General features: G+C 74.1%; 22 protein-coding genes. 13 read left to right on the top strand and 9 right to left on the bottom strand.

What is annotated here, in order from left to right; translation table 11 throughout:
• Positions 1 to 4: 4 nt before the first annotated feature.
• Together AB8O64_RS21525 and AB8O64_RS21520 are read right to left on the bottom strand one after the other, a co-directional pair.
• Complete coding sequence (locus AB8O64_RS21525) at positions 5 to 3,319, bottom strand: sacsin N-terminal ATP-binding-like domain-containing protein (RefSeq protein ID WP_370423919.1); 3,315 nt, start codon at positions 3,317 to 3,319, stop codon at positions 5 to 7.
• A 338-nt stretch (positions 3,320 to 3,657) separates the two neighbouring features.
• Positions 3,658 to 4,554 carry a DUF3027 domain-containing protein gene (locus AB8O64_RS21520; protein WP_370420740.1) on the bottom strand — a complete coding sequence of 299 codons (897 nt, stop codon included), beginning with the start codon at positions 4,552 to 4,554 and terminating at the stop codon, positions 3,658 to 3,660.
• 351 nt (positions 4,555 to 4,905) lie between these two features.
• Between AB8O64_RS21520 and AB8O64_RS21515 the strand changes: the two genes are divergently transcribed.
• The 4 genes from AB8O64_RS21515 to AB8O64_RS21500 are packed head-to-tail and all read left to right on the top strand — an operon-like array spanning position 4,906 to position 8,431.
• Positions 4,906 to 6,354 (top strand): MFS transporter, encoded by a 1,449-nt coding sequence (locus AB8O64_RS21515; protein ID WP_370420739.1) that lies wholly within the window; start codon positions 4,906 to 4,908, stop codon positions 6,352 to 6,354.
• Between the two features lie 26 nt (positions 6,355 to 6,380).
• Entirely contained in the window at positions 6,381 to 6,848 is a 468-nt protein-coding gene (locus tag AB8O64_RS21510) for a DUF2771 family protein (protein ID WP_370420738.1), read from the top strand.
• Positions 6,849 to 6,866: 18 nt separating this feature from the next.
• Positions 6,867 to 7,583, top strand: coding sequence for a futalosine hydrolase (locus AB8O64_RS21505; protein WP_370420737.1), 717 nt, complete (start codon positions 6,867 to 6,869; stop codon positions 7,581 to 7,583).
• Positions 7,580 to 8,431, top strand: coding sequence for a 1,4-dihydroxy-6-naphthoate synthase (locus AB8O64_RS21500; protein ID WP_370420736.1), 852 nt, complete (start codon positions 7,580 to 7,582; stop codon positions 8,429 to 8,431). Before AB8O64_RS21505 ends, AB8O64_RS21500 begins: the two co-directional genes overlap by 4 nt.
• A 24-nt stretch (positions 8,432 to 8,455) precedes the next feature.
• Here the strand turns inward: AB8O64_RS21500 and AB8O64_RS21495 are convergent, their stop codons facing one another.
• Positions 8,456 to 8,839 (bottom strand): cold-shock protein, encoded by a 384-nt coding sequence (locus AB8O64_RS21495; RefSeq protein WP_130879373.1) that lies wholly within the window; start codon positions 8,837 to 8,839, stop codon positions 8,456 to 8,458.
• A 230-nt stretch (positions 8,840 to 9,069) separates the two neighbouring features.
• Between AB8O64_RS21495 and AB8O64_RS21490 the strand changes: the two genes are divergently transcribed.
• Complete coding sequence (locus AB8O64_RS21490; RefSeq protein ID WP_356449491.1) at positions 9,070 to 9,324, top strand: hypothetical protein; 255 nt, start codon at positions 9,070 to 9,072, stop codon at positions 9,322 to 9,324.
• On the opposite strand, the gene AB8O64_RS21485 is transcribed toward AB8O64_RS21490, so the two are convergent.
• Entirely contained in the window at positions 9,285 to 9,938 is a 654-nt protein-coding gene (locus tag AB8O64_RS21485; RefSeq protein ID WP_356449493.1) for an HAD family hydrolase, read from the bottom strand. The two genes, AB8O64_RS21490 and AB8O64_RS21485, sit on opposite strands and share 40 nt — an antisense overlap.
• Before the next feature lie 125 nt (positions 9,939 to 10,063).
• Between AB8O64_RS21485 and AB8O64_RS21480 the strand changes: the two genes are divergently transcribed.
• The 3 genes from AB8O64_RS21480 to AB8O64_RS21470 are packed head-to-tail and all read left to right on the top strand — an operon-like array spanning position 10,064 to position 13,049.
• Positions 10,064 to 11,095, top strand: a complete 1,032-nt coding sequence (locus AB8O64_RS21480) for a FecCD family ABC transporter permease (RefSeq protein WP_370420734.1) — start codon at positions 10,064 to 10,066, stop codon at positions 11,093 to 11,095.
• On the top strand, positions 11,092 to 12,174 hold the full coding sequence (locus AB8O64_RS21475; RefSeq protein WP_370420733.1) for a FecCD family ABC transporter permease: 1,083 nt from the start codon (positions 11,092 to 11,094) through the stop codon (positions 12,172 to 12,174). Before AB8O64_RS21480 ends, AB8O64_RS21475 begins: the two co-directional genes overlap by 4 nt.
• The gene (locus tag AB8O64_RS21470) at positions 12,171 to 13,049 is read left to right on the top strand and encodes an ABC transporter ATP-binding protein (protein WP_370420732.1); all 879 of its coding nucleotides are present in this window, start codon (positions 12,171 to 12,173) and stop codon (positions 13,047 to 13,049) included. The genes AB8O64_RS21475 and AB8O64_RS21470 overlap by 4 nt, the downstream gene beginning before the upstream one ends.
• A 334-nt stretch (positions 13,050 to 13,383) precedes the next feature.
• Here the strand turns inward: AB8O64_RS21470 and AB8O64_RS21465 are convergent, their stop codons facing one another.
• Positions 13,384 to 14,334 carry a hypothetical protein gene (locus AB8O64_RS21465; RefSeq protein ID WP_370420731.1) on the bottom strand — a complete coding sequence of 317 codons (951 nt, stop codon included), beginning with the start codon at positions 14,332 to 14,334 and terminating at the stop codon, positions 13,384 to 13,386.
• Positions 14,335 to 14,496: 162 nt separating this feature from the next.
• On the opposite strand from AB8O64_RS21465, the gene AB8O64_RS21460 reads away from it, so the two are divergent.
• Both AB8O64_RS21460 and AB8O64_RS21455 read left to right on the top strand, forming a co-directional pair.
• Positions 14,497 to 17,016: a helicase-associated domain-containing protein gene (locus AB8O64_RS21460; protein ID WP_370420730.1), complete on the top strand. Its 2,520-nt coding sequence runs from the start codon at positions 14,497 to 14,499 to the stop codon at positions 17,014 to 17,016.
• 352 nt (positions 17,017 to 17,368) lie between these two features.
• Complete coding sequence (locus AB8O64_RS21455; protein ID WP_356449503.1) at positions 17,369 to 19,018, top strand: DNA repair helicase XPB; 1,650 nt, start codon at positions 17,369 to 17,371, stop codon at positions 19,016 to 19,018.
• A 27-nt stretch (positions 19,019 to 19,045) separates the two neighbouring features.
• Here the strand turns inward: AB8O64_RS21455 and AB8O64_RS21450 are convergent, their stop codons facing one another.
• On the bottom strand, positions 19,046 to 19,222 hold the full coding sequence (locus tag AB8O64_RS21450) for a hypothetical protein (RefSeq protein WP_370420729.1): 177 nt from the start codon (positions 19,220 to 19,222) through the stop codon (positions 19,046 to 19,048).
• Positions 19,223 to 19,511: 289 nt separating this feature from the next.
• On the opposite strand from AB8O64_RS21450, the gene AB8O64_RS21445 reads away from it, so the two are divergent.
• Positions 19,512 to 21,572: an ATP-binding domain-containing protein gene (locus AB8O64_RS21445; protein ID WP_370420727.1), complete on the top strand. Its 2,061-nt coding sequence runs from the start codon at positions 19,512 to 19,514 to the stop codon at positions 21,570 to 21,572.
• A gap of 123 nt (positions 21,573 to 21,695) precedes the next feature.
• Here the strand turns inward: AB8O64_RS21445 and AB8O64_RS21440 are convergent, their stop codons facing one another.
• Entirely contained in the window at positions 21,696 to 22,055 is a 360-nt protein-coding gene (locus AB8O64_RS21440; RefSeq protein WP_370420725.1) for an ArsR/SmtB family transcription factor, read from the bottom strand.
• Positions 22,056 to 22,099: 44 nt separating this feature from the next.
• Here AB8O64_RS21440 and AB8O64_RS21435 point away from each other — a divergent pair, with 44 nt between their 5' ends.
• A complete protein-coding gene (locus AB8O64_RS21435; protein ID WP_370420724.1) occupies positions 22,100 to 23,332 on the top strand; it encodes an MFS transporter in 1,233 nt (410 codons plus the stop codon).
• A 46-nt stretch (positions 23,333 to 23,378) separates the two neighbouring features.
• On the opposite strand, the gene AB8O64_RS21430 is transcribed toward AB8O64_RS21435, so the two are convergent.
• Positions 23,379 to 24,077, bottom strand: a complete 699-nt coding sequence (locus AB8O64_RS21430; protein ID WP_370420722.1) for a copper homeostasis protein CutC — start codon at positions 24,075 to 24,077, stop codon at positions 23,379 to 23,381.
• Positions 24,078 to 24,135: 58 nt separating this feature from the next.
• Between AB8O64_RS21430 and AB8O64_RS21425 the strand changes: the two genes are divergently transcribed.
• Entirely contained in the window at positions 24,136 to 24,840 is a 705-nt protein-coding gene (locus AB8O64_RS21425) for a hypothetical protein (protein ID WP_370420721.1), read from the top strand.
• On the opposite strand, the gene AB8O64_RS21420 is transcribed toward AB8O64_RS21425, so the two are convergent.
• On the bottom strand, positions 24,837 to 25,016 hold the full coding sequence (locus AB8O64_RS21420; RefSeq protein ID WP_356449514.1) for a hypothetical protein: 180 nt from the start codon (positions 25,014 to 25,016) through the stop codon (positions 24,837 to 24,839). The genes AB8O64_RS21425 and AB8O64_RS21420 overlap by 4 nt on opposite strands.
• Positions 25,017 to 25,095: the final 79 nt, after the last annotated feature.

Genomic DNA, 25,095 nt, shown 5'->3' with positions numbered 1-25,095 from the left:
GGGGCTAATCGAACCAGCGGGCTCGCGCCAGCTCACCCGTGCGGGAGGTGTCCTCCAGGAGGGCCGCCGCCTCGAAGCGGCGGGACCAGTGGCCCGCCGCCCAGGCGAGGCCCGCCGCCACGCCCTCCAGCGTCGTCGCGTGCAGCACGCCGTCCGGCCCGTAACGCCAGTCCAGCTCGATGCCGCCGACGACGAGCTCGCCGTGTTCGACGTACGACGACGGCGCCCCCGGCAGCAGCACCCGCACACCGTCCGGGACCTGCCGGACCTCGCCGTCACCGGCGGGCACGACCACCGGGAAGACCTCGCTGACCCGGCGGACCTGCAACAGCTCCGCCAGCTCCGCCGCCCGCGCCGGCCGTACGGGCAGCACCGGGTGGCCCTCGGCCAGCGGCATCAGGTCCGGCGCGTCGGCGACGAGCGCCTCCGCCGCGTCCACGACCGTCACCTCGCCGTCGACGACGGCCCGCAGCTCGTCGGGCAGGGTGACCTGTTCCGGATCGAGGTCGGCCAGGGCGCCGTACAGGGCGTGCAGTTGCGCCTCGCCCACCGGCAGCCGGTCGTCGGCCAGCCGCGCGAGCAGCTCCGCCGCGCCGCCCGGCTCGTCCAGCAGGGCGGCCACGGACGTGCGTACGCCCAGCGCCCGCAGCACCTGCTCGTCCGCGAGCCCGGCCGCGTCGGCCGCCTCGTACAGGCCCGCCAGCAGCGGGTCCCCGCCCGCGGCACGCAGTCCGGCGGGGCGGCGGCCGCCCAGGACGGGGTGGCCGCGCAGCCACCAGGCGGTGTACGGGCGCACCGACTCCGTCGTGCCGTCCGGCAGCAGGATCCGTACGGGCGCGGTCAGCGCGTCGCGCAGCGGCGGGCGGGACAGCAGGGCGAGCGCCTGCGGCCAGGCGTCGTCGTCGACGAGGTCCAGGTCCCGTACGGCCACGATCTCGGTCGCGACCGGCGGCACGGGGGTGTCGGGCAGCTGGTCCAGCACGTCCTCGCACCACACGTCGACGGCGTCGAGCAGGCCGACGTCGTCCGGCTCGGCGTAGTCGCCCTCGCGCGGGTCGAGCTCCTCGGGGTCGAGGACGACGTCCGTGGCGCGGACGAGGGCGAAGTCGGCGAGCACGCCGCACGCGGTGAGGGGCTGCTCGCCCCAGTGGTCGGCGAGCGCGGCGTCGCAGGCGGCGAGTTCGCCGGGGCGGATGACGCGCTCGAAGGGGCTGCCGGGCAGCACGAGTTCACCGGCGGGGGCGAGCTCGCCGTCCTCGTCGGGCAGGGCGAGCGCGCCGAGCCAGGGCTCGTCACCGGGCACCAGACCGGCGTCCCTCACGAGCGTGAGGACGGTCTCCGCCAGGGCGTCGGCGTCGAGGGCGTCCTCGTCCCAGACGTCCTCGGCGTCGAGGGAATTCGCGACGGCGGCCCGCACCTGGGGGGTCGTCAGAATGGCGCGGGGCGAGGCCGGGGTGGCGCCGAGCTTCTCCAGCAGGGGGTGGGCGGCGTCGGGGTGGGCCACCTTCAGCCCGAGGCGGGAGAGCCGCTCGGTCTGCTCGGGATCCGTGCCGTCCGGCGGCGGCAGCAGCACCTGCCGGGGGCCGATGGCCGTGCGCCCGTCCGCGAGCGGCACGGGCAGTCCGCTCAGCCGGTCCGGGTCGACGCCGGCGAGGCTGTCGTAGAGGCGGTGCCACCACGCGGCGGCCCGCTCGACGCCCGCCAGGCGGTCGATGGCCTCGCCCAGCGACACACGGGCCACGCCGAGCGCGCGCAGCTCCTGGCGGCGCTCCAGCCCGGCCGGCAGCAGGCTCGGGAACAGCTCGCCCAGCACGGCGACGGTCTCCGCGCCCGCGCCCTCCACGATCTCGGCCTCGACGGGCCGCAGGGCGTACGCCTCGCCGCCCGGGGCGGTCGCGAAGGCGTCGTCCCAGGTGTCGGCGGGGGTGCGGCCGGTGGCCGGGGCGGGCTGCGGGGTCTGGGTGGAGGCGTCGGGGCCCTGGGTCCAGGGGATGCCCTCGATGCCACCGGACGGGGCGGGCTCTTCGGCGCCGCCGTTGGAAGCCGCGCTCGAGAGGAAGGGGACGCGGGGCAGCCGGTCGAGGACCAGCCGTCGGAGCTCCGCGTCCAGGGCGCCCTGCGCCAGCGGGGCCGGGACCAGATCGAGGGTGCCGGTGCCGACGGGGTGCCAGTCGCGCAGCAGCGCGGTGTACGCCTCGGCCGCGCGCTCGACGAGGAAGTCCGTGAGGGGGCCGGGCGCGGCGTGCCGGCGGGTGGGTTCGAGCGGGAACGTGGCGATGAGCAGGGCCGGCAGGCCCAGCGGCTCGTCGGTGGGGGTCGGGGCGTGCACGACGGGCGCGGTCCGGGGCCGCTCGGGCGCGCCGTCCGTGCCCACCGGCACCGCCCACGTCACCGCCCACGCCGGGCGCAGCCGCTCCTCCACGGGCCGGTCGGCGAGCAGCGCGGCGTCCAGCCGGCCGCCCGCGCGCTCGACGCGCCAGCGGGTGGCCGCCCCGCGCGCGGAGTCGTCGATGAGGACGTACGGGCCTTCCTGGCGGCGCGTCAGGGTCCGTACGGTGCCGTCCGCCGTCTCGATGACGACCTCCGTCAGACCCGGCAGGGTCAGCAGCAACGCGTCGTCGACCCCGGCCAGCAGACGGGCGGTCAGGTCCTCGGCCGCGCCGTCGCGCAGCGGCAGCACGACGACGGTGTCGTAGCCGTCGGGTGCGCTGCCCTCGGCGGGCAGCGGGAGCCGCAGCAGCGGCACATGGCCCTCGCGGCGGCGGATCTCCTCGCCGAGGGCGGGGGCGCCTGCCGCCGCCTCTTCCGCGAGCGTCCGCGCCTCGGCGAGCGACCACCGGACGCCGCCGGTACGGGCGATGACGGCGGGCTCGTCGCTCACGGCCAGCACGGCCGAGAAACCGACGCCGAACCGGCCGACGGCACCATCCTCGCCGCCCCCGCCGTCCCCTGCGTCCGGGCCCGGTCGCGGCTCGTCGTCGCGCTTGGCGGAGGCGCGCAGGGTGGCCAGGGACTCGACGCCCGCGGCGTCGAGGGGGGCGCCGGTGTTGGCGGCGGCCAGCACGGCGGGCTCACCGGCCCGGGCGGGGTGCAGGGTCAGCCGCAGCCGGCCGGGGACACCGGCGCGCGCGGCGGCGTCGGCGGCGTTCTGGGCGAGCTCGACGACGAGACGGTCGCGGTAGCCGCCGAGCGCGAGGTCCTCCTCGGCGTTGGCGTCCTCCCGGAACCGGGCGGGCGACGCCGCCCAGGCGTCGAGCACGCCACGCCGCAGTCGCGCGGTCCCGAACGGATCCGTGCCGTCGGCCGTGCCCCGCACCATTGCCGTGCCGCTCACGTGTGTCTCCCTGCGCTTTCGCTGACCGCGGTGGCCCCGGCCGAACCGCTGCCGTTGCCTTTGCGGCGAACGTACCCCCCTGCGGGGGCGCTCCGCGCCAGGGGGTGTTCCGCCGCCTTCCGCCGTGGGGGGGGTGCCGCTACCGCGGCGGGTTTCCACCCTCCCGCCCACCCGTTACACCGCACCGCCGGGCGAACCCTCCCGTAGGGGCTTGCCACCGTCGGCGGCCGACGGCCCAAACCCCATCAGCCCGCCGCAGGCGAAACCGCGCCGCACCCCGGCATCGAACGCGCAACCCCCGACACGCAGGGGCAGCAGCCTGCTCAGGCGTGCCCGAGATCCTCCGCCGACGACTCGTCCTCCGAGTCCGCCGCCTGGCGGAGCGGCAGCGGGTCCACCAGCGTCTCGTCGATCACCGGCTCGGACGGCCGGGGCGGCTTCGGCATGACCGCGGCTTCGGAGTGGCCGCCGCAGCCGTAGGCGAGGGAGACGACGTGGCCGTCCGCCGGGCCGAATTCGTTGGCGCAGACGCCGAACGCCTGGCCCAGGGAGCCGCCGATACGGGCCAGGAAGCCGCAGCTCTCGCAGGACGCGGGGGCCGCCTGGGCCATGGGGGTCTTGGCGCCGTGCGTCTCGTCCCAGCGGTCGGCCGCGGTGTGCAGGCCGTAGCGGGAGAGGACGCGGGCGCGGCGCAGGCCGAGTTCCTCGGCGACCGACGCGATCGTGCCGCGCAGGGGCGTGGTGGGCTGCGCGGAGGGCGGGCCGGCCGTGACGTCGGCGTCCTCCGCCTCGGCGAGCTCGGCCATTTCCTCGGAGACGGCGGAGTTCGGCGGCGGGACGTCCTCACCGGTCCAGCCCGGCTCCAGGCGCAGATCGTCGGCCTCGGTGGGCAGCAGGTCGCCGGGGCCCATGTCGCCGGGGCGCAGCCGCTCGCTCCAGGGCACCCATTCGGGTGCCAGGAGGGCGTCGGGGCCCGGCAGCAGCACCGTCTCGTCGAGGGTGACGACCTTGGCGCGGGAGGCCCGGGTGACGGTGACGGCCCAGCGCCAGCCGCGGTACCCGGGGTCCTTGCAGGCGAAGAAGTGGGTGACGACGCGGTCCCCGTCGGCGACGGCCTCGACGTGCTCGCCGACCATCCCGGGCAGCGCGGCCTCCTCGGCCGCCGTACGGGCGAGTTCGACCGCCTCGGCGCACAGGCGGTCCGGGGTACGGCTTCGCATCGCAGCACTCACAAGAATCTTGTCTCTCTTCCACGCCGTCTCACGAGTGCGCCAGCCGAACGGCCGGGTCGGCGGACGGAGCGGACCGCAGGACCGCGTCGACGTCCGCGCCCGAACGGCCTCGGGCGCACCTAGTCACTCCCATTCTGCGGGATCGAGACTCGGAGCGCGGCCAAGAACGACCGCCGGTGGCGCGCTACGCACGCTACCCCGCGCGGCCGTGCGGGGGATAGCCGGGCTGCGGCGAGCCTCGTCCCGGTCTGCCCCGAGGCCGGGCCGTCGCGGCCCGGAGCCGAGCCGCAGATGCGCCGAAAGTGCCATCGTCGGTGTGAGTTGGGGCAGTATGGCGTGGTGGGAGCCATCCGGTCAGCCGAAGGCGGTCCGCTCCGCCGTGCCGGCCGGGGCGTCGGCCGGGTCCTGCGCAGCCCTTTCACGGGGGCGGCCCGCGGGGTCCGAAAAGCGACGCACGCGCACGGCGCGGGCGAGTCCGGGCTCGGCAAACTGATCGAGCTGCACGCGGTGAATTCCGCCGGCGACATGATGATCACGATCGCGCTGGCGTCCACGGTCTTCTTCTCCGTCCCCACCGACCAGGCGCGCGGGCGGGTGGCGCTGTACCTGGCGGTCACCATGGCACCGTTCGCGCTGCTCGCCCCGGTGATCGGGCCGCTGCTGGACCGCATCCCGCACGGCCGCCGGGCGGCGATGGCGGGCGCGATGCTCACCCGGGCGCTGCTCGCGCTGACCATGTCGGGCGCGGTGGCGACGGGCGGCCTGGAGCTGTATCCGGCGGCGCTCGGGGTGCTGGTGGCCTCGAAGGCGTACGGGGTGGTTCGGTCCGCCGTGGTGCCCCGGCTGCTGCCACCGCGCATCTCGCTGGTCAAAGCCAATTCCCGGGTGACGCTCGGGGGCCTGCTGGCCACGGGACTGGCGGCCCCGCTGGGTGCGGGGCTGCATCAGCTGGGGCCGGAGTATCCGCTGTACGGGGCGTGCGCGGTGTTCGCGCTCGGCACCTTCCTGTCCTTCTCGCTACCGCACAAGGTCGACTCGGCGAAGGGCGAGGCCCGGGCGCGCCTGGTCTCGGGCGAGCACCGGCCGATCTCGATCCGCCACCCGCGGGCCGGGAAACAGGAGAGGAACGGGAAGCCGGAGAAGAACGGGAAGTGGGGAAAGAACGGACGGCTGGGGAAGAAGGACAGGAAGCCCGGGCTGCGCACGGTGGGCAGCTCGGTGCTGCACGGTCTCCAGGCGAACAGCGCGATGCGCATGCTGTCGGGCTTCCTCACCTTCTTCCTGGCCTTCATGCTCCGGGTTCACCCGCTCGGGGGGCTGAGCCCGGCCATGTCGCTGGGTGTCGTCGCGGTCGCGGCGGGCGGGGGGAACGCGCTGGGCACGGCCATCGGCGCGCTGCTGCGCTCGCGCGGGCCGGAGGCGATGATCGCGCTGGTGCTGTCGGTGTCCCTGGCGATGGCGGTCACCGCGGCCGTTCTCTACAGCCCGGTCGCGATCGGTGCCGTGGCGGCCGTCGCGGGCATCTCGCAGGCGCTCGGCAAGCAGTCGCTGGACTCGCTGATCCAGCGGGACGTGCCGGAGGAGGTGCGGACGTCGGCGTTCGCCCGTTCCGAGACGCTGCTGCAGATGTCCTGGGTGGTCGGCGGGGCGATCGGCATCCTGCTGCCGCTCAATGGCGTACTGGGCATGTCGGTCGCGGCGGGGTTCCTCGCGCTCGGCGTGGCGACCGCCGTGCGGGGCCTGCTGACGGCCGCCCGGCGCGGCTCGCCGCACCCGCGCGTGGCGTGAGCGGGCGGGCCCGATAGCCTGCCCGTATGACCGCTGCGTTTATCCGAGGCAAGCGCCGCCGTGCCGCTGCCGCCGTCGGTGCCGTGACCTTCGGGCTCGTCGCCCTCTCCGCCTGCGACAAGCCGACGCCGCTGGCGACCGTGACCGTGGGTACGAACACGGTGACCACCGAGGCCGTCTGCCTCGACGAGGGCACCAAGCTCGACGAGGCCGCGCTGACCAAGTGCCTGTCGAGCAAGGCACCCAAGACCATCAAGGTGAAGCCGGGCGAAAAGGTGCGCATCGGCGTCGAGCCGAAGATCGCCGAAGAGGGCTGGATCGTGGCCACGCGCGGCCAGCAGAAGACCGCCCAGACGAAGCAGACCTACACGTCCCTGGACGGCCAGTCGCTCTTCGTCAACCAGCAGGCCCAGCGTATGGAGGAGACCACCGTCCTCTCCGTGGTCACGAGCGACGGCGTGTGGAACGTCAAGCTCGAACTCGACAACGACTGAAGCCGCCGGGGCCCGCTGATGCGCGTACTCGTGGTGACGGCCGTACCCGCCGAGCGTGACGCGGTGACGGCCGCTTCGCCACGCCACACCGAGGTCCCGCTGCCGGGCGGTGCGACCCTGCACCGCACGGCGCGCTTCGACGTGCTGGCCGCCGGTGTCGGCCCCGCCGCCGCGGCGGCGGGGACCGCGACCGCGCTGACCGCCGCCGAGCTGGCCGGGGACCGCTACGACCTGGTGGTCTCCGCGGGCATCGCGGGCGGTTTCCAGCCCCGCGCGCCCCTGGCCTCCCTCGTCGTGTCCGACGCGATCGTCGCCGCCGATCTGGGGGCGCAGACGGCCGACGGCTTCCGCTCGGTCACCGAGCTGGGTTTCGGGTCGACCGGTCACCGGTCCCCCGAGGCGCTCGTACGGGCCGTGGCCGAGGCGACCGGGGCGGCGACCGGTGAGGTGCTGACCGTCTCCACGGCGACCGGGACCGCCGAGCGGGCCGCGGAGCTGACGGCACGCCACCCGCAGGCGCTCGCCGAGGCCATGGAGGGGTTCGGGGTCGCCGAGGCCGCCGCCGCGCACGGGGTGCCGGCGCTGGAGCTGCGGGCCGTCTCCAACGCGGTCGGCCCGCGCGACCGGGCCGCCTGGCGGATCGGTGACGCACTGGCCGCGCTCACGGACGCGTTCCGGCGGATCCCGTCCGCACCGGTCGTGCCACCCGCCGAGAAAGCCGAGGTCACCCGATGAGCGAGCCGCTGAAGATCGCGTATTCGCCCTGCCCGAACGACACCTTCGTCTTCGACGCCTGGGCGCACGGCCGGGTGCCGGGCGCGCCCGCCCTGGACGTCACGTTCGCGGACATCGACATCACCAACGGCATGGCCGAGCGCGGCGAGTTCGACGTGCTGAAGGTGTCGTACGCGGTGCTGCCGTGGGTGCTGGAGGAGTACGCGCTGCTGCCGTGCGGCGGTGCGCTCGGCCGGGGCTGCGGGCCGCTGGTGCTGACCACCGGCGGCGGGAGCGCCGCCGATCTGGCCGGGAAGACCGTCGCCGTGCCGAGCGAGCGCTCGACCGCGTATCTGCTCTTCCGGCTGTGGGCCGCCACCGAGGTGCCGGGCGGCGTCGGCGAGGTCGTGGTGCTGCCGTTCCACGAGATCATGCCCGCGGTCCGGGACGGCAAGGTGGACGCGGGTCTCGTGATCCACGAGGCGCGGTTCACGTATCAGGACTACGGGCTGGTCTGCCTCGCCGACATGGGCGAGCACTGGGAGTCCACCACCGGGCTGCCCATCCCGCTCGGCGCGATCATCGCCAAGCGCTCGCTGGGTGCCGCGCGGCTGCGCGAACTGGCCGAGGCGGCGCGGACGTCGGTGCGCATGGCCTGGGACGACCCGCTGGTCTCACGGCCGTATGTGCTGGAGCACGCCCAGGAGATGGATCCGGCGGTCGCGGACCAGCACATCGGGCTGTACGTCAATGAATTCACGGCCGGCCTCGGCGAGGCCGGCTACGCGGCGGTGCGCGGACTGCTCACGCGTGCCGCGGCCGAGGGGCTCGTACCTCCCCTCGGCCGTGACGCGCTCGCTTTTCCGTAAGCCGCGGAACCCCGCTCGGACGTCTCAGACGTCCATCTGGTCGGCGACCGCGCGCAGCATGCCCGCGATCTTGGCGCCGTGCGCCTTGTCCGGGTAACGGCCGCGCTCCAGCTGCTGGGTGACGTTCTCCAGGAGAGTGGTGAGGTCCTGGACGATCGAGGCCAGTTCGTCGGGCTTGCGGCGCTGCGCGGCCGCTACCGAGGGGGCGGGGTCGAGGAGCGTCACGGTGAGCGCCTGGTCGCCGCGCTGGCCGGCCACGACACCGAACTCCACCCGCTGGCCGGGCTTGAGGGTGTCGACCCCGGCCGGAAGCACCGAGGAGTGGACGAAGACGTCCTCGCCGTCGTCACGGGAGAGAAAGCCGAAGCCCTTCTCACTGTTGAACCACTTGACCTTGCCGGTAGGCACGTCTGTCCTCGTCCTCGTATCTCGTCGGGAAACGCCGGAAACTGCAAAAAACAACCGCAAAACAGCTCTGGATAGCACGACAGCGGGTCGCAAGACCCGCTACCCCCAAGGCTAATGGTCCCGGGCCCGGTGACAAGACGTCCCCGGGTGGTACCTCTGCGCATCTGGCGTCTGTCCGGTCCGTACGGCGATGGAGTCCACGCCGACCGCTAGGGATCTACCCTGGTCGGGTGAGCAACGAAACGCCCCGGGCCGGGGATCTGCTGGTACGCGTCGGCGCCATCGTCTTCCTCGTGGGCGCGGTCGCCACGCTGGCGACGGTCGCGCCGCTCTTCCTGGGCGTCGATCCGCTGCCCCCGGCCGCGTACTTCGTGTGCATGCTGATGGGCGTCGGCTTCCTCGTCGCCGGGGCCGGGGTGCTGCGGTCCATCGCGGAGCAGCGCCGTCAGGCGCGGGAGGCCGCCGGGTCCGTCGCCGCCCGGTAGTCGCGCAGCCAGGCCGGGAAGGCCGTGAGATCGGCGAGCAGCACATCGGCGCCCGCCGCGCGCAGTTCCTCCACGTCGCACGGCCCGGTCGCGACCGCCACGGACAGCGCACCGGCCGTACGCGCGCCGCGCACATCACCGACGTGGTCGCCGACGTAGACGCTCGCGCCGTGCTCGCGCAGCGCCAGCGCCTTGTCCTCGGCCCACAGGTCGCCTATGAGGACGTCGGGCGCGAGGCCCAGGTGGTCGAGGTGGAGACGGGCGTTGACCGGGTACTTGGCGGTGACGACGATCGCCCGCCCGCCCAGCTCCTGGACCGCGGCGATGGCCTCGCGGGCGCCGGGCATGGCGGGTGACGGGGCGATCCCGAGCTTCGGGTACGCGGCCCGGTAGATGTCGGCGGCCCAGTCGACCTTCTCCGCGGGGAACCAGTTGAGCAGCTCGTGCTCGAGCGGCGGGCCGAGCCGGCCGCAGACGAGGTCGATGTCGATGGGCGTCCCGGTGGTGGCGACCAGGGATTCGTACGCGGCTCTGATGCCGGGCTTGGAGTCGACCAGCGTGAGGTCGAGGTCGAAGCCGACCGTGAAGCGGTGCGTGCGCGGGAGCGAGGTCATGCCCCACATTCTGCCGCCGGCCCCACCCGTACACTGAGCCTCGCCTAAGTTGGGGCCTCGGTCCGCCCGCCCTCAGCGTTGTCGGCATTTACGACCGCGAAGTTTTCGAGCGCGAAGTGGAAGCGATGTCAGCCGCCGTCCCGATCAGCAGCCCCGGGTCCCCCATGATCCGCCGCCGCGTCGGCTGGACGGCGGCCGCGGTCGTCGCCCTGCTGACCGCGGTGGCGCTCAGTCTCGCCGTGGGTGCCCGCCCGACCCCGCCGTCCGAGCTCCTCGACGTGCTGCTGCACGGCGGCACGGACACCACGGCCACCGTCGTCCGGGAGATGCGGCTGCCCCGCACCCTGATCGGCCTGATGGTCGGCGCCGCGCTGGCCGTGGCGGGCACGGCCATGCAGGGCCTGACCCGCAACCCGATCGCCGACCCCGGCATCCTCGGCATCAGCCAGGGCGCCTCGGTGGGCGTCGTCCTGGCCCTCTCCGTCGCCGGGGTGCACTCCCTGACGGGCTTCGTGTGGTGGGCCTTCGCGGGCGCGGGGATCGCGGGCGTCGCCGTGTACGCCATCGCCTCCCGCGGCCGGGGCGGCGCGGCGCCGGTGAAGCTCGCGCTCGCGGGCGCCGCGATCAACGCGCTGCTGGTCTCGGTCATCCACGCGATCCTCACCACCCACGCGCGCGTGCTGGACGATTTCCGCTTCTGGCAGGTCGGCTCGCTGGCCGGCCGTAAACCCGAGATCGTCGAGCAGATCTGGCCGTTTCTGCTGGTGGGCCTGGTGATGGTGGTGTCCGTGGCGCGTGGGCTCGACGCCCTGGCGCTCGGTGAGGACGTCGCCAAGGGCCTCGGGCAGAACGTCGCGACCGTACGGATCGTCGGCGGTCTCGGCGCCACCGTCCTCACCGGCGTGGGCGTCGCCGCCGCCGGACCGATCGCCTTCATCGGCCTCGCCGTGCCGCACATCGCCCGCGCGATCGTCGGCTCCGACCACCGCTGGGTACTGCCCATGGCCGCGCTCATCGGCCCCGTCATGCTGCTCGTCGCCGACGTCGTCGGCCGGGTCCTCTTCCCGCCGAGCGAGGTCCCCTCGGGGGTCATGACGGCCCTGATCGGCGTGCCCTTCCTCGTCACGCTGGTGCGCCGCAAGGCGGTGGCGGCATGACGTACGCCGTGTCCCCGGCAGCGGCTCCGGCGAAGGCGCGGCAGCGGCCCGCCGGCTATCTGCTCGTACGGGCCGGTCGTGGCTCGTTCCTCGTCCACCGGCGGGGCGCGGCCGTCGCTCTCGGTCTCGCGGCGCTGCTCGCCGCCGTGTGCGTCGCCTACCTCTGCGTCGGCAAGACCTTCGTCACGCCCGTCGAGGCCGTGAAGGTCGTCCTCGGGCAGCCGTCGTCCGAGGAGCTGGTCGTGGGCACGCTGCGGCTGCCCCGGATGACCGTCGGGCTGCTGATCGGCGCGGCCTTCGGCGTCGCGGGGGCGCTGATCCAGACTGTCTCCCGCAACCCCCTGGCCAGCCCCGACATCATCGGTGTCACCCAGGGCGCGAGCGCCCTGACGGTCGGCGCGATGACCTTCGGCGTCACCTCGTACGCCTTCCTGCCGTATCTGTCCGTCATCGGCGGGCTGCTCGCCGCGGCCCTCGTCTACGCCTTCGCGTGGCGGCGCGGGCTGCACGCCGCGCGCTTCGTGCTCATCGGCATCGGCTTCGCGGTCGCGCTGCGCTCGGTCACCCATCTGTTCATGACCAAGGGCGACTACCTCGTCGCCCAGCAGGCCCAGGTGTGGATGACCGGTTCGCTCAACGGGCGCGGCTGGGACGAGGCGGGCCCGGTGTTCTGGGCGCTGCTCGCGCTCGCCCCCTTCGTCCTCTGGGCGGCGCGGGCGCAGCGCACGGTGGCCATGGACGACGACACGGCCACCGCGCTGGGCGTGCGGCTGGGCCGGGTGCGGTTCGGGCTGGTCCTGCTGGGTGTCGTGCTCGCCTCGATCGCGACGGGCGCGGCGGGTCCGGTCGACTTCGTGGCGCTGCTCGCCCCGCAGATCGCCCGCCGGATGACCCGTACCGCGCAGATCCCGCTGCTGTGCTCGGCGCTGCTGGGCGCGGTCATCGTCGTCCTCGCGGACCTGCTGGCCCGCAAGCTCTTCGAGCCCACCGAACTGCCCGTGGGCGTGCTGACCGCCGCCGTCGGTGCCCCGTATCTGATCTGGCTGATCATTCGCAGCCGCACCGGAGGCAAAGCATGACCGAGAGCAGGAGCGTGCCCGGGAGCCGGCTCACCGCCCGTGCCCTGACCCTCGCCTACGAGGAGCGCACGGTCGTGGAGGCACTCGACCTCGACGTCCCCGACGGCGAGGTGACGGTGGTCGTCGGCCCGAACGCGTGCGGGAAGTCGACGCTCCTGCGGGCGCTCGGCCGGCTGCTGAAGCCGAAGGGCGGGGCGGTGCTGCTGGACGGCGAGGAGCTGGCCCGCATCCCCACCCGGCGGATCGCCCAGTCGCTCGGGCTGCTGCCGCAGACGCCCGTGGCCCCCGAGGCCATCACCGTCGCGGACCTCGTCGCACGCGGCCGGCAGCCGCACCAGCGCTGGTGGCAGCAGTGGTCGGAGACGGACGAGCGCGCGGTCACGGACGCCATGGCCCGCACGGACGTGTCGGCCCTCGCCGAGCGGTCCGTCGACGAGCTGTCGGGCGGCCAGCGGCAGCGGGTGTGGATCGCGATGGCCCTGGCGCAGGAGACGGATCTGCTGCTGCTGGACGAGCCGACGACGTACCTCGACATCGCCCACCAGGTGGAGGTGCTGGACCTGGTCCGCCAGCTCAACCACGAACGCGGCCGCACGGTCGTCGCGGTGCTGCACGACCTGAACCAGGCGGCGCGCTACGCCGACCACCTGGTGGCGATGAAGGCGGGCCGCGTGATCGCGCGGGGCCGCCCGTCGGAGATCGTCACGGCGGAGCTGGTACGCGAGGTCTTCGGCCTGGACTCGGTGGTCGTACCGGATCCGGTGACGGGCAGCCCGCTGGTGATACCGGGCACTCCGTGGGCTCCTGGGGACGCCGAAGCCGCCTCCGGCGGCGAGCGCCCTGCGGGCGCGTCCTCAAACGCCGGACGGGCTTGATATGGCTGGGCCCAGCCGATGACAGCCCGGGCAGTTTGATGCCGGGCTCAGCCCAACCAGCCCGTCCGGCGATTGAGGACACCGCCGCGCAGCGGAGGTGCAGGCGACACAGCCCGCGCCCGGGCTGCCCGGCGAATCCTCGGCCGACAGGCCATCCGGCGGCGAGCGCCCTGCGGGCGCGTCCTCAAACGCCGGACGGGCTTGACTTGGCTGAGCTCAGCCGCCAAGCCCGTCCGGCGCTTGAGGACACAGCACAGCAGCCCGTCCGGCGATTGAGGACACCGCCGCGCAGCGGAGGTGCAGCCGACACCACGGACCGGCGCCCGGACAAAGCTCACGCAGACCGTCTGGCCCGCCACACCACGAACAGCGCCGAGGCGATGGCCGCGACGCGGACGACCACGGGCCAGGTGGCGGAGAGGGCCGTGCCCAGCTCGCCCGCCGGTATCGGGTCGCCCCAGCGGCCGTGGGCGCGGCCCCACAGCCAGGCGATGCCGCCGGCGACGGTGAGGCCGGGGACGACCATGACGGCCATCTGTGACTCGGTGTGCGAGAGCCGGCGGGTGACGTAGGCGAGCGCCCAGCCCGCGGCGAGCATGAGCCAGTTGCCGAGCACGGCGCCGACGAGCAGCAGCGCGGCGACGAGGATCAGCAACGGACTCATGGCGGTGCCGTCCCCGGAGCGCCACAGCCCGGGACGGCCCACGCCCGGCCCCTCGCTGCCGTCCCCGTCCCGCCCGACGCCTTCCGTGTCCTGTTCCGCCCGCTCGACCGCCGGCCGGGCGGCGGCCTCGCGCCGCTCCAGTTCGGCCGGGGTGGGCGGCGGCTTCAGCATCTCGGGGATCTCGATACCGCCGACGAAGCCGTGCACCCGGTCCCCCGCCGTGAACGGCCCGGGTCCGGCCTGCTGCCACCCGTGCACCCCGTCGCCACCGGCACCACGGCCCAGTTCCTCCTCGGTCGCCAGGTGCGGGGGCGCCGCGGCGGGGAACCGGACGGGCTCGCCCTCGCGGCGCGGCATCGGCACCCGGCCTTTGTCACCGGCTCCGCCGCCGCCCGGGGCCTCCGCGTCGGCGACGGCCTCGTCCGGCGAGCCCAGGTCGTCGAGGATCCGGCGCACCGCGGCCGGGGAGTCGGCCCCCTCGGCGGATCTGCGCCGCTCGATCTCCGTACGCAGCCGGGAGACCAGCCGCATGCGCTCGCCGGAGGTGAGCGGTCTGCGCTGAGCGAGATCCCCGACCTGGCTCAAGTAGTCGTAAACAAGCTGATCACTCTCGATCCCCACCGAATCCCCTAAAACACCCAGCCAAGACCCACCAGCCGTTACCCCCCGAAGGTACCGGTTCCGCACCGGGCCGACGGAGGGAACGCGACGAGGCACCCGAGCGCGCCACGACCGTCGGCGGAGCCCGGGGCCCACCCCCCGGGACCCGGTACCGTAAACAGAATGACCACTGCGCGGCGGGAGACAGGGAAGACGGGCAAAGCGTCCCGCGGAGGCGGCGCGCCCCGCACGGGCGAAGCCGGCCGCGGAGCCCCCCGCACGCTCGCCGACGAGCTGCGCACCCGGCCCGACAGCGACCTCGCCGCGCTGCTGCGCGCCCGCCCCGACCTGCTGAACCCGGTGCCCGGCGACCTCACCCAGCTCGCCACCCGGGCCGGCACCCGCGCCTCCGTGGTGCGGACGCTGGAGCGGCTGGACCGCTTCGCCCTCCAGGTCGCCGAGGCGCTCGCCGTGGCGCCCGACCCGTGCCCGTACGACACGCTCCGCGCCCTGATGACCGGCGACGCGGACGACGACCCCCGCATCGGGCGCGAGCTGCCGCGCGCGGTGGCGACGCTGCGCGAGCAGGCCCTCGTCTGGGGCGGCGAGGACCGGCTGCGGCTGGTGCGTACCGTCCGCGAGGTGCTGGCGCCCAGCGCCGCCCACCCCTCCCCCACCGGCCTCGGGCCGACGGTCGCCGAGGCCACCGCCGGGATGTCGCCGGGCCGCATCCAGCAGATCGTCGCCGCCGCGGGGCTGCCCGCCACCCACGACCCGGTGACGGCCGTCAGCGCGCTCAGCGCGCTGTTCAACGACCGGAAGAGGATGGCCGCACTGCTCGCCCAGGCGCCCGCCGAGGCCACCGCCGTGCTCGGCAAGCTGCTCTGGGGCCCGCCGCACGGCACCGTGACCGCCGACCCCGCCGCCCACCTGCGCTGGCTGCTCGACCGCGGGCTGCTGCTGTCCACCGGCCCCGGCGGTGTGGTGCTGCCCCGCGAGGTGGCCCTGCATCTGCGCGGCGGGCGCGCCCACCGCACGCCGGAGCCCGTCGCCCCGGAGCTGGCGCCCGTCACCGAGCACTCCCCGCGGGTGGTGGACGCGACGGCCGCCGGGCAGGCGTACACGGCACTGACGGTCGTCGAGGACCTCCTCAAGGAGTGGGAGAGCGGCAGCCCGCTGGTCCTGCGGGCGGGCGGGCTGAGCGTCCGCGACCTCAAGCGCACCGCGACCGCCCTGGACACCACCGAGTCCGCCACCGCGTTCTGGGTCGAGCTGGCCTACGCGGCGGGACTGCTGGCCTCCGACGGCGAGGTGGACGAGCGCTACGCCCCGACCCCCGCCTACGACGACTGGCTCCGGCTGCCCGCCGAGGAGCGCTGGACGCGGCTGGCCACGGCCTGGCTCGCGGCCACCCGCACCCCGGGCCTCGTCGGGGAGCGGGACGCCAAGGCCCGTACCCTCGCGGCCCTCGGCCCCGACCTGGACCGCAGCCCGGCCCCCGAGGTGCGCCGCCGGGTGCTCGCCCTGCTCGCCACCCTGCCCCCGGGCGCCTCCGTCACCCCGGGGACGCTCCTGGACCGGCTGCACTGGGAACGCCCCCCGCGCACCTCCGCCGACCCGGGCACCGAGGACCTCCGCACCCGGCTCGCCCGCTGGGCCCTGGCCGAGGCGGATCTGCTGGGCGTCACCAGCCGCGGCGCCCTCGCCGCCCACGGCCGCGCCCTGGCCGGCGCGGTGCCGGACGCCGCCACGCCCGTCGAGACGGCCGCGGCCGCGCTCCTCGCGCCGCTGCTGCCCGAGCCGCTCGACCACGTGCTGCTCCAGGCCGACCTGACCGCCGTCGCGCCCGGCCCGCTGGAGCGGCCCCTGGCGCAGACGCTGGGCGTGCTCGCCGACATCGAGTCCAAGGGCGGGGCGACCGTCTACCGCTTCACGCCCGGTTCGGTGCGCCGCGCGCTGGACGCCGGACAGACGGCGACGGACCTCAAGGCGTTCCTCACCACCCACTCGCGCACGCCCGTGCCGCAGCCGCTGGCGTATCTGATCGACGACGTGGCCCGCCGCCACGGCCATCTGCGGGTCGGCGCGGCCTCCTCCTACCTGCGCTGCGACGACGAGGCGGTCCTCGCGGAGATCCTCGCCGACCGCCGCTCCGCCCCCTTGCGGCTGCGCCGCCTCGCCCCGACGGTCCTGGCGGCGCAGATCGCCCCGGACGCCCTCCTCGACGGCCTGCGCGGCATGGGGTACGCGCCTGCCGCGGAGTCCGCCGAGGGCGACGTCGTCGTCACCCGCGCCGACGCCCGTCGCACCCCGCCCCGCACGGCCCCGGCCCCCGCCCACGACGGCCCGCCCGCCCCGGGCCCCACGCTGCTGGACGCCGCGGTACGGGCGATCCGCGCGGGTGACATGGCCGCCACCGCCGAACGCAAGCCCACCGCCGCCGCCCCGGCCCCCGCCGACGGCGGTCTGCCGCGCACCTCCTCCGCCGACACCCTCGCCACCGTCCAGGCCGCCGTCATGACCGGCGCCGCCGTCTGGATCGGCTACGTCAACGCCGAAGGCGCCGCGAGCCAGCGGGTCATCGCCCCGATCCGGGTGGAGGGCGGCTTCGTCACGGCGTACGACCACACCGCCGACGAGGTCCGCACCTATCCCCTGCACCGCATTACCGGCGTGGCCGAACTCGTGGACGACTCCGTCTGATTCCTCACCCCTGCGGGTGATAAAGCGCATTGTCACGGTGCGACAGGGGCAGCCATCCGACGCCGCGTCACGGCATGTCATCGGACGACAGCAGAAAGTAGGACCTATGGGTCGCGTCGCCACCGTCCTCTCCACCACCGCCCCGGCGGCCCCCGCCGCCGCCCTCGGCATCACCTTCTAGCCGCCCTCGGGCGGTCGGGGGCGGGCCGGTTCCAGCCGCACCGGCCCGCCCCCGACCGCCGACCCGCCCGGCCCCCGCCCACATTTGCCCGTATGCGGCACACTGGAGGTTTGGCCGTGCGGTTCCGACCGGACCCGCACCGGCCCACCGCTAGCGGAAAGGGCCCAGCGCGTGACCGGACCTCTGATCGTCCAGAGCGACAAGACACTCCTGCTCGAGGTGGACCACGAGCAGGCGGACGCGTGCCGTCGCGCCATCGCGCCCTTCGCGGAGCTGGAGCGCGCTCCCGAGCACATCCACACCTACCGCGTCACCCCCCTCGGTCTGTGGAACGCCCGTGCCGCGGGCCATGACGCCGAGCAGGTCGTCGACGCCCTCGTCGCCCACTCCCGCTACCCCGTGCCGCACGCCCTGCTCGTCGACATCGCCGAGACGATGGCCCGCTACGGGCGGCTGAAGCTCGTCAAACACCCCATCCACGGCCTCGTCCTGGAGAGCACCGACCGGCCGGTGCTGGAGGAGATCCTGCGGTCGAAGAAGGTGCAGCCGCTGGTGGGCGCCCGGATCGACCCCGACACCGTCGCCGTGCACCCCTCCGAGCGCGGTCAGATCAAGCAGACCCTCCTCAAGCTCGGCTGGCCCGCCGAGGACCTCGCGGGCTATGTCGACGGCGAGGCGCACCCCATCGAGCTGGACGAGAGCGGTTGGTCGCTGCGCCCGTACCAGCGGCAGGCCGTCGAGGGCTTCTGGCACGGCGGCTCCGGTGTCGTCGTGCTGCCCTGCGGCGCGGGCAAGACCCTCGTCGGCGCGGGCGCCATGGCCGAGGCGAAGGCCACCACGCTGATCCTGGTGACCAACACCGTCTCGGCCCGCCAGTGGAAGCACGAGCTGGTCAAGCGCACCTCGCTGACCGAGGACGAGATCGGCGAGTACTCCGGCACCCGCAAGGAGATCCGGCCGGTCACCATCGCCACGTACCAGGTCCTGACGACGAAGCGGAAGGGCATCTACCCGCACCTGGAGCTGTTCGACTCCCGCGACTGGGGCCTGGTCGTCTACGACGAGGTGCACCTGCTGCCCGCGCCCGTCTTCAAGTTCACCGCCGACCTCCAGGCCCGCCGCCGCCTCGGTCTGACCGCGACGCTCGTCCGCGAGGACGGCCGCGAGTCCGATGTCTTCTCCCTGATCGGGCCGAAGCGGTTCGACGCGCCGTGGAAGGAGATCGAGGCACAGGGCTATATCGCGCCCGCCGACTGTGTCGAGGTCCGCGTCAATCTGACCGACTCGGAGCGGCTCGCCTACGCGACGGCCGAGACCGAGGAGAAGTACCGCTACTGCGCGACGACCGCCACCAAGCGGAAGGTCACGGAGGCGCTGGTCGCCAAGCACCAGGGCGAGCAGACCCTGGTCATCGGCCAGTACATCGACCAGCTCGACGAGCTGGGCGAGCACCTGAACGCACCCGTCATCAAGGGCGAGACGACCAACGCGCAGCGCGAGAAGCTCTTCGACGCGTTCCGCCAGGGCGAGATCTCGGTGCTGGTCGTCTCGAAGGTGGCGAACTTCTCCATCGACCTCCCCGAGGCCACGGTCGCCATCCAGGTCTCGGGCACGTTCGGCTCCCGCCAGGAGGAGGCCCAGCGCCTCGGCCGGGTCCTGCGCCCGAAGGCCGACGGCCACGAGGCGCGTTTCTACTCCGTCGTCGCGCGCGACACGGTCGACCAGGACTTCGCGGCGCACCGCCAGCGGTTCCTGGCGGAGCAGGGGTACGCGTACCGGATCGTCGACGCGGATTCGCTGCTCACGGGCGAGGACGCGTAGGGGAAACCCACGGCCCCGGCGGGGGCGTCACCGCTTGCCGTTGTGCTCCCCGAGGAGGACGACGCTGACGGCCGTCCCCGCGAAGACCTTGATCGCGCGGATGGTGCTGCCCAGCAGATGACGCTGGTGGCCGGGGGACGGGTGGAGGGCGGTGGCGCCCGGTCGGGCGCCCTCGGCAGTGGGGGTGAAGGTCGCGGTGGTCATGTGTCCATGATGGTTTTCCCGACCGGCCCGGACATCGTTCCACCGGCGTAAACGCCCCTGCCCGCCCGTAGGACTCCAGGCCCATGCCGTCCCCTACGGGAGGAGGACGGCGACCCTGAGACGGCACGGAGAAGGCGCGGGAAAGGCACGGAAAATCATTCGCGCCCCGATTGCGTGCTGACTACAATCGCCCGTCCTGCCGCCTCCCGAGTCCTGGGAGCGCCGCCGGCCGGACGGAAACCGGCCGGCCTCCCGCTCGCCCCTCAGCACCCACCCCGGAGGCACCGTCGTGTCCGCGCCCGTCCCGCACACCGCCCATGACCCTCTCGAGCGCGAGCGCGCCCACCTCTCCTCCTCCCGGTCCGCGCTGCGCGCCATGCGCGCCGACGTGGAGTCCCTCGACATCAAGGACGTGACCGCGAACTGGGTCAACGCCGCCGTACTGCAAAGCCAGATCGAGGACCGCATCACCGCCCTCGCCGACCTGGCGCACACCCCGCTGTTCTTCGGGCGCCTGGACTATCTGCACGCGCCCGGCGCCGAACAGGCGGAGGGCGCGGAAGGCGAGCAGTTCTATATCGGCCGCCGCCATGTGCACGACGCGGACGGTGACCCGATGGTCATCGACTGGCGCGCGCCCGTCTCCCAGCCGTTCTACCGGGCGTCCAAGAAGCAGCCGATGGACGTGCGGCTGCGCCGCCGCTTCGGCTACACGGGCGGCGAGTTGACGGCGTACGAGGACGAGGACCTGACCGACGCCGCCGGTGACGAGCAGGCCAGCCGGCTCCTGCAGAGCGAGATCGAGCGGCCGCGCGTCGGCCCCATGCGGGACATCGTGGCCACCATCCAGCCGGAGCAGGACGAGATCGTCCGCGCCGGGATCGGCGGCTCGGTGTGCGTCCAGGGTGCCCCCGGCACCGGCAAGACCGCCGTCGGCCTGCACCGTGTCGCCTATCTGCTGTACGCCCACCGCGAGCGGCTCGCCCGCACCGGCACGCTCGTCATCGGCCCGAACCGCTCCTTCCTCCAGTACATCGAGCAAGTCCTGCCCGCCCTCGGCGAGTTGAATGTCGCCCAGGCCACCGTCGACGACCTCGTCGCCCACGTCGAGGTGCGCGGCACGGACACCGCCGCCGCGGCCCGCATCAAGGGCGACGCCCGCATGGCGGAGGTGCTGCGGCGCGCGGTGCGGTCGGGGGTGACGATGCCGGTGGACCCGGTGGTCGTCGTGCGCGGCTCGCGGCGCTGGCGGGTCCCGGCGTACGAGGTCGAGGAGATGGTCCGCGAGCTGCTGGCCCGCGACATCCGCTACGGCGCGGCCCGCGACGCGCTTCCGCAGCGCATCGCGCACGCCGTGCTGGTACGGATGGAGGAGGCCGGCGAGGCCCCCGACGACCGGGTGCAGGACGCGGTGGCGCGCAACGCCGCCGTGAAGTCGGCGGTCAAGTCGCTCTGGCCGCAGGTGGATCCGGCGAAGCTGGTCCTGCGACTGCTGTCCGATGCGGAGTTCCTGGCGGAGCACGCGGAGGGGATCCTGGACGCCGAGGAGCAGGCGGAGATCCTCTGGCCCAGGCCGGCCCGCGGTGTGAAGTCCGCCAAGTGGTCGGCGGCCGACGCGGTGCTCGTCGACGAGGCGGCGGACCTCGTCGCCCGCACGCCCTCGCTCGGCCACGTGGTCCTGGACGAGGCGCAGGACCTCTCCCCCATGCAGTACCGCGCGGTGGGCCGCCGCTGCACGACCGGCTCGGCGACGATCCTCGGCGACCTGGCCCAGGGCACCACCCCCTGGGCGACGAGCAGTTGGCCGGAGGCCCTGGCCCACCTCGGCAAGCCGGAGGCCACGGTGGAGGAGCTGACGATGGGGTTCCGTGTGCCGCGCGAGGTCATCGCGTACGCGTCCCGGCTGCTGCCCACCATCGCTCCCGGCCTGGCCGAGGCGACCTCGGTCCGTGAGGCGGCGGGCGACTTCACGGTACGGGCGGTGGAGCCGGCGGACCTCGACGCGGCGGTGCTGGCCGCCTGCGTGTCGGCTCTCACCAAGGAGGGCTCGATCGGACTGATCGCGGCCGACGCGCGGATCGCCGCGCTGGCGGACGCGCTGACGGCGGCGGGCCTGCCGTTCCTCTCCCCCGGCGAGGAGACCTCCGCCGACGCCCGCCTCACCCTCGTCCCGGCCACGCTGGCCAAGGGCCTGGAGTACGACTACGTGGTCCTGGACGAGCCGAGCGCCGTCGTGTCCGGCGAACCGGACGAGCGGACGGGGCTGCGCCGACTGTACGTGGCCCTGACACGGGCGGTGTCGGGGCTGACGGTGGTGCACGCGGCGCCGCTGCCGGAGCAGTTGGGATAGCGGGTCCGCTGCGCGGGGCTATCCGGATCTTCCGGCTGCCCCGCCGTTCCCGCTGCGCGGAGCGTCCTCAATCGCCGGACAGGCTTGAAATGGTGCGGTGCCGGGTGGGGAAAACCCCCTGACCTACCGCCCCATCGCCGTCAGCAGCGCGTCCGTGAGGCCGGGGAACCTTGCGTCGAGGTCGGCCTTGCGGAGCTGTACGAGGCGGTTGCGGCCGACCGTGCGCGTGACGGTCACACCCGCTTCGCGCAGCACCCGCATGTGGTGCGAGACGGTCGACTTGTGCAAGTGATCGAGCCCGAGTCCGCTCAGGTCGCAGCCGTGCTCCTTGCCGTCCAGAAAAACCGACAACAGCTGCATCCGCACCGGGTCGCCCAGCGCGTGCATGACCTTGACCAGCTCGATCTCGTCGGTCGCAGGCTGCGGAAGCCACCCGTCCACCACGTTCTCCTCCTTCGCACCCCACTCACGATTGTTTGACAATCATCCACCCTTCCCTATTGTTTGACGAGCATCAAACTGTGATCATGGGAAGGGAACCCGTGCGCCTCCGCCTGCTCCTGCTCGCCCTCGGCACGTTCGCCGTCGGCACCGACACGATGGTCATGGCCGGCATCCTCGGCCGGGTCGCCGACGACCTCGACGTCTCCGTGGCGGCCGCCGGCCAGATGGTGTCCGTCTTCGCGCTCGCCTACGCCCTGCTCGCGCCCGTGCTGGCCACGCTGACCGCCCGCTGGCGCCGCCGCCGGCTGCTGCTCACCGCACTCGCGGTCTTCACCGCGGCCAACGCGCTCAGCGCGCTCGCCCCCGACTACCCGACCCTGCTGGCCACCCGGGTGCTGGCCGCGGCCGGTGCCGCGCTCTACACCCCCACCGCGAACGCCGTCGCCACCGCGCTCGTACCGCCGGAGCGACGCGGCCGGGCGATCGCGACCGTCCTCGGCGGGATGACCGTCGCCACAGCCCTGGGCGTGCCGCTCGGCACGTACGTCGGCCGCGCCGACTGGCGGCTCACGATGTGGCTGGTCGTCGCGCTCGGTGCCGTGGCCCTGCTGGGCCTGGCCGTCTTCCTGCGCGAACTCCCCCCTCCCGCCCAGGCCCTGGGGCTGCGCGAGCGGCTGGCGCCGCTGCGTGAGGGGCGGATCGTGGCCGCGGTGGCGACGACCTTCCTCTTCTTCGTCGCCTTCCAGGCCGTCTATATCTACCTGGCCATCGCGATGCGCCCGGCGACCGACGGCGAGGCGGGCCGGCTCAGCCTGATCCTGCTGGTCACGGGCGTCGCCTCGGTCGCGGGCAGTTGGCTCGGCGGTCGCGCGGTGGACCGCTGGGGCGTACGAGCGGTCCTGCTCGTCGCCGGGTCGGTGGCGGCGCTCGCCTTCACCGCGCTGCCCTGGCTCGGCCTGACCATGACGGGCGCCCTGCTCTACGCCGCGGTCTCCCCGCTCGCCGGCTGGGCCATCTCCGTCGCCCAGCCCCACCGACTGGCCTCCCTCAGCCCGGCCCACGCGCCGCTGTTGATCTCCCTCAACAGCAGCGCCCTCTACCTGGGCATGGCCGCGGGCGGCGGCACGGGCAGCCTGGCGATGACCCTGCTGGGCGAGCGCTGGTTCCCCCTGGTCTCCACAGCCCTGGCCCTGGCCGTACTGACCCTGGCCGCCACCACGACGACCCGGCCCGCTCCAGTTCAAGCCCGTCCGGCGATTGAGGACGCCCCGCGCAGCGGGACACGGCGGTGCAGTTCAAGCCCGTCCGGCGATTGAGGACGCTCCGCGCAGCGGGAAACGGCCGGGCAGCCGACAAACGGCCTCAGCCCCCGAGGGCCTCCCGCCAAACCGCAACCGCAGCCGCGGAAACCGGCGCGGCCCAGCCCGTAGGGCGAGCCGCCCCACCGATGTGGAACGCCGAAATACCCGCGTCGAGCAGCACCGGCACGTGCTTCAACTGGAGCCCGCCGCCGACGAGGATCCGCGGCTCGTACCCCGGCTCGTCCCCGCGTGCCGCTTCCGTGACGAGCGTCGCGAGGCCGTCGTCGACGCCCGAGGGGGAGCCCGCGGTGAGGTAGGTGTCCAGACCGGGCTGGTCGGCGAGCTGCTTGCGCACGGCGTCGCGGTCGGCGGCCCGGTCGATGGCGCGGTGGAACGTCCACCGGGCGCGGGGGCCGACGGCCTCGGCGAGGCGGGCGACGGCCGGCAGATCCGCCCGGCCGTCGTCGGTCAGGAAGCCGAGCACGAACTCGTCCGCGCCTTCGGCGGCCAGCGCCCTGGCGGCTGCGCACAGCGCGTCGAGCGCCGCGGCGCCGCCCGCCGAGAAACCGTCGGTGGCCCGCAGCATGACGCGCAGGGGGATGTCGACGGCGGCCCGTACCGCCGCGAAGGTCTCGAGGGCGGGAGTGAGGCCGTCGGCGGCCATGTCACTGACCAGTTCGAGGCGGTCCGCCCCTCCGGCCTGCGCCGCCACCGCGTCCTCGACGTCGAGCGCGATCACCTCAAGAATTGGTCTAGACATGTAGGACAGCCTGCCATATCCGCCGTGCACGTCGAAAGCCGTGCTCCACAATTGGCCTATGTCAGCTACGCCCGTACACCCGTCCGGCCCCGCCCTGCGTGTCCGCTGGCGACAGACGGTGGCGAGAGCCCGCGCCACGCCGGGCCCGCACACAGCGGCCCCGCACGTGGCACACCCCGATCCCGATCCCTACGCCGACGACCTCCTCGCACGCTGGTCCGAGCCGCAGCGCCGCTATCACACGGTCGACCACCTGCTGGCGGTCCTCGACCGCGTCGACGAGCTGGCCGGGCACGCCGACGACGCCGAAGCCGTCCGCTTCGCCGCCTGGTTCCACGACGCGGTCTACCGCCCCGACCGCTCCGAGAACGAGGAGCGCAGCGCCCATCTCGCCGAGCGCGCGCTGCCCGAGCTGGGCATCGACCCGGCCCGCACGGCGGAGGTCGCCCGGCTCGTGCGGCTCACCGTCGGCCACGATCCGGCTCACGGCGACTGGAACGGCGAGGTGCTGTGCGACGCGGACCTCGCCGTCCTGGCGGGATCGCCGGAGGACTACGCGGCCTACGCGGCGGCCGTCCGCGAGGAGTACGGATTCGTGCCCGACGACGCCTTCCGCGAGGGCCGCGCCGCGGTGCTGCGACAGCTGCTGGAGCTGCCGCGGCTGTTCCGCACCCCGTACGGGCACGACCACTGGGAGCCGGTCGCGCGACGGAATCTCACCACCGAGCTCGGATTGCTGGGCACCGCATCCGAGGGGCGTTAGGACGTGCGCCGGGAGCGCAGGACCGCGAGCATCCAGGCACGGATGCTGCGGACCAGCTCCCGGCCCGGGGCTATGGGTGCCGATTGCAGCACCTTGGAGAAATACTCGTCACTGGATGCCTCGCCGGCCATCCAGCGCCGGCCCGACTCGATGATCTCGCCTTCGCGCACGATCATGCTGACCCCCACCTATGCGTAGCCGTACGTCGACGATAGGGACGCCGCCCTCCGCGGCGTCCGTTTCGCCCACAACTTC

This window comes from Streptomyces sp. QH1-20, assembly GCF_041283565.1.
GTDB lineage: Bacteria > Actinomycetota > Actinomycetes > Streptomycetales > Streptomycetaceae > Streptomyces > Streptomyces syringius.
This window is presented reverse-complemented; position numbering and strand designations above follow the sequence as displayed.

Coding starts and splice junctions, on each gene's coding strand:
- AB8O64_RS21450 (WP_370420729.1), bottom strand. CDS start 19,222: ATGACCACCGCGACCTTCACCCCCACTGCCGAGGGCGCCCGACCGGGC.
- AB8O64_RS21510 (WP_370420738.1), top strand. CDS start 6,381: ATGACCGCTGCGTTTATCCGAGGCAAGCGCCGCCGTGCCGCTGCCGCC.
- AB8O64_RS21500 (WP_370420736.1), top strand. CDS start 7,580: ATGAGCGAGCCGCTGAAGATCGCGTATTCGCCCTGCCCGAACGACACC.
- AB8O64_RS21505 (WP_370420737.1), top strand. CDS start 6,867: ATGCGCGTACTCGTGGTGACGGCCGTACCCGCCGAGCGTGACGCGGTG.
- AB8O64_RS21435 (WP_370420724.1), top strand. CDS start 22,100: ATGGGAAGGGAACCCGTGCGCCTCCGCCTGCTCCTGCTCGCCCTCGGC.
- AB8O64_RS21485 (WP_356449493.1), bottom strand. CDS start 9,938: ATGACCTCGCTCCCGCGCACGCACCGCTTCACGGTCGGCTTCGACCTC.
- AB8O64_RS21470 (WP_370420732.1), top strand. CDS start 12,171: ATGACCGAGAGCAGGAGCGTGCCCGGGAGCCGGCTCACCGCCCGTGCC.
- AB8O64_RS21430 (WP_370420722.1), bottom strand. CDS start 24,077: ATGTCTAGACCAATTCTTGAGGTGATCGCGCTCGACGTCGAGGACGCG.
- AB8O64_RS21460 (WP_370420730.1), top strand. CDS start 14,497: ATGACCACTGCGCGGCGGGAGACAGGGAAGACGGGCAAAGCGTCCCGC.
- AB8O64_RS21480 (WP_370420734.1), top strand. CDS start 10,064: ATGTCAGCCGCCGTCCCGATCAGCAGCCCCGGGTCCCCCATGATCCGC.
- AB8O64_RS21420 (WP_356449514.1), bottom strand. CDS start 25,016: ATGATCGTGCGCGAAGGCGAGATCATCGAGTCGGGCCGGCGCTGGATG.
- AB8O64_RS21520 (WP_370420740.1), bottom strand. CDS start 4,554: ATGCGAAGCCGTACCCCGGACCGCCTGTGCGCCGAGGCGGTCGAACTC.
- AB8O64_RS21475 (WP_370420733.1), top strand. CDS start 11,092: ATGACGTACGCCGTGTCCCCGGCAGCGGCTCCGGCGAAGGCGCGGCAG.
- AB8O64_RS21525 (WP_370423919.1), bottom strand. CDS start 3,319: ATGGTGCGGGGCACGGCCGACGGCACGGATCCGTTCGGGACCGCGCGA.
- AB8O64_RS21425 (WP_370420721.1), top strand. CDS start 24,136: ATGTCAGCTACGCCCGTACACCCGTCCGGCCCCGCCCTGCGTGTCCGC.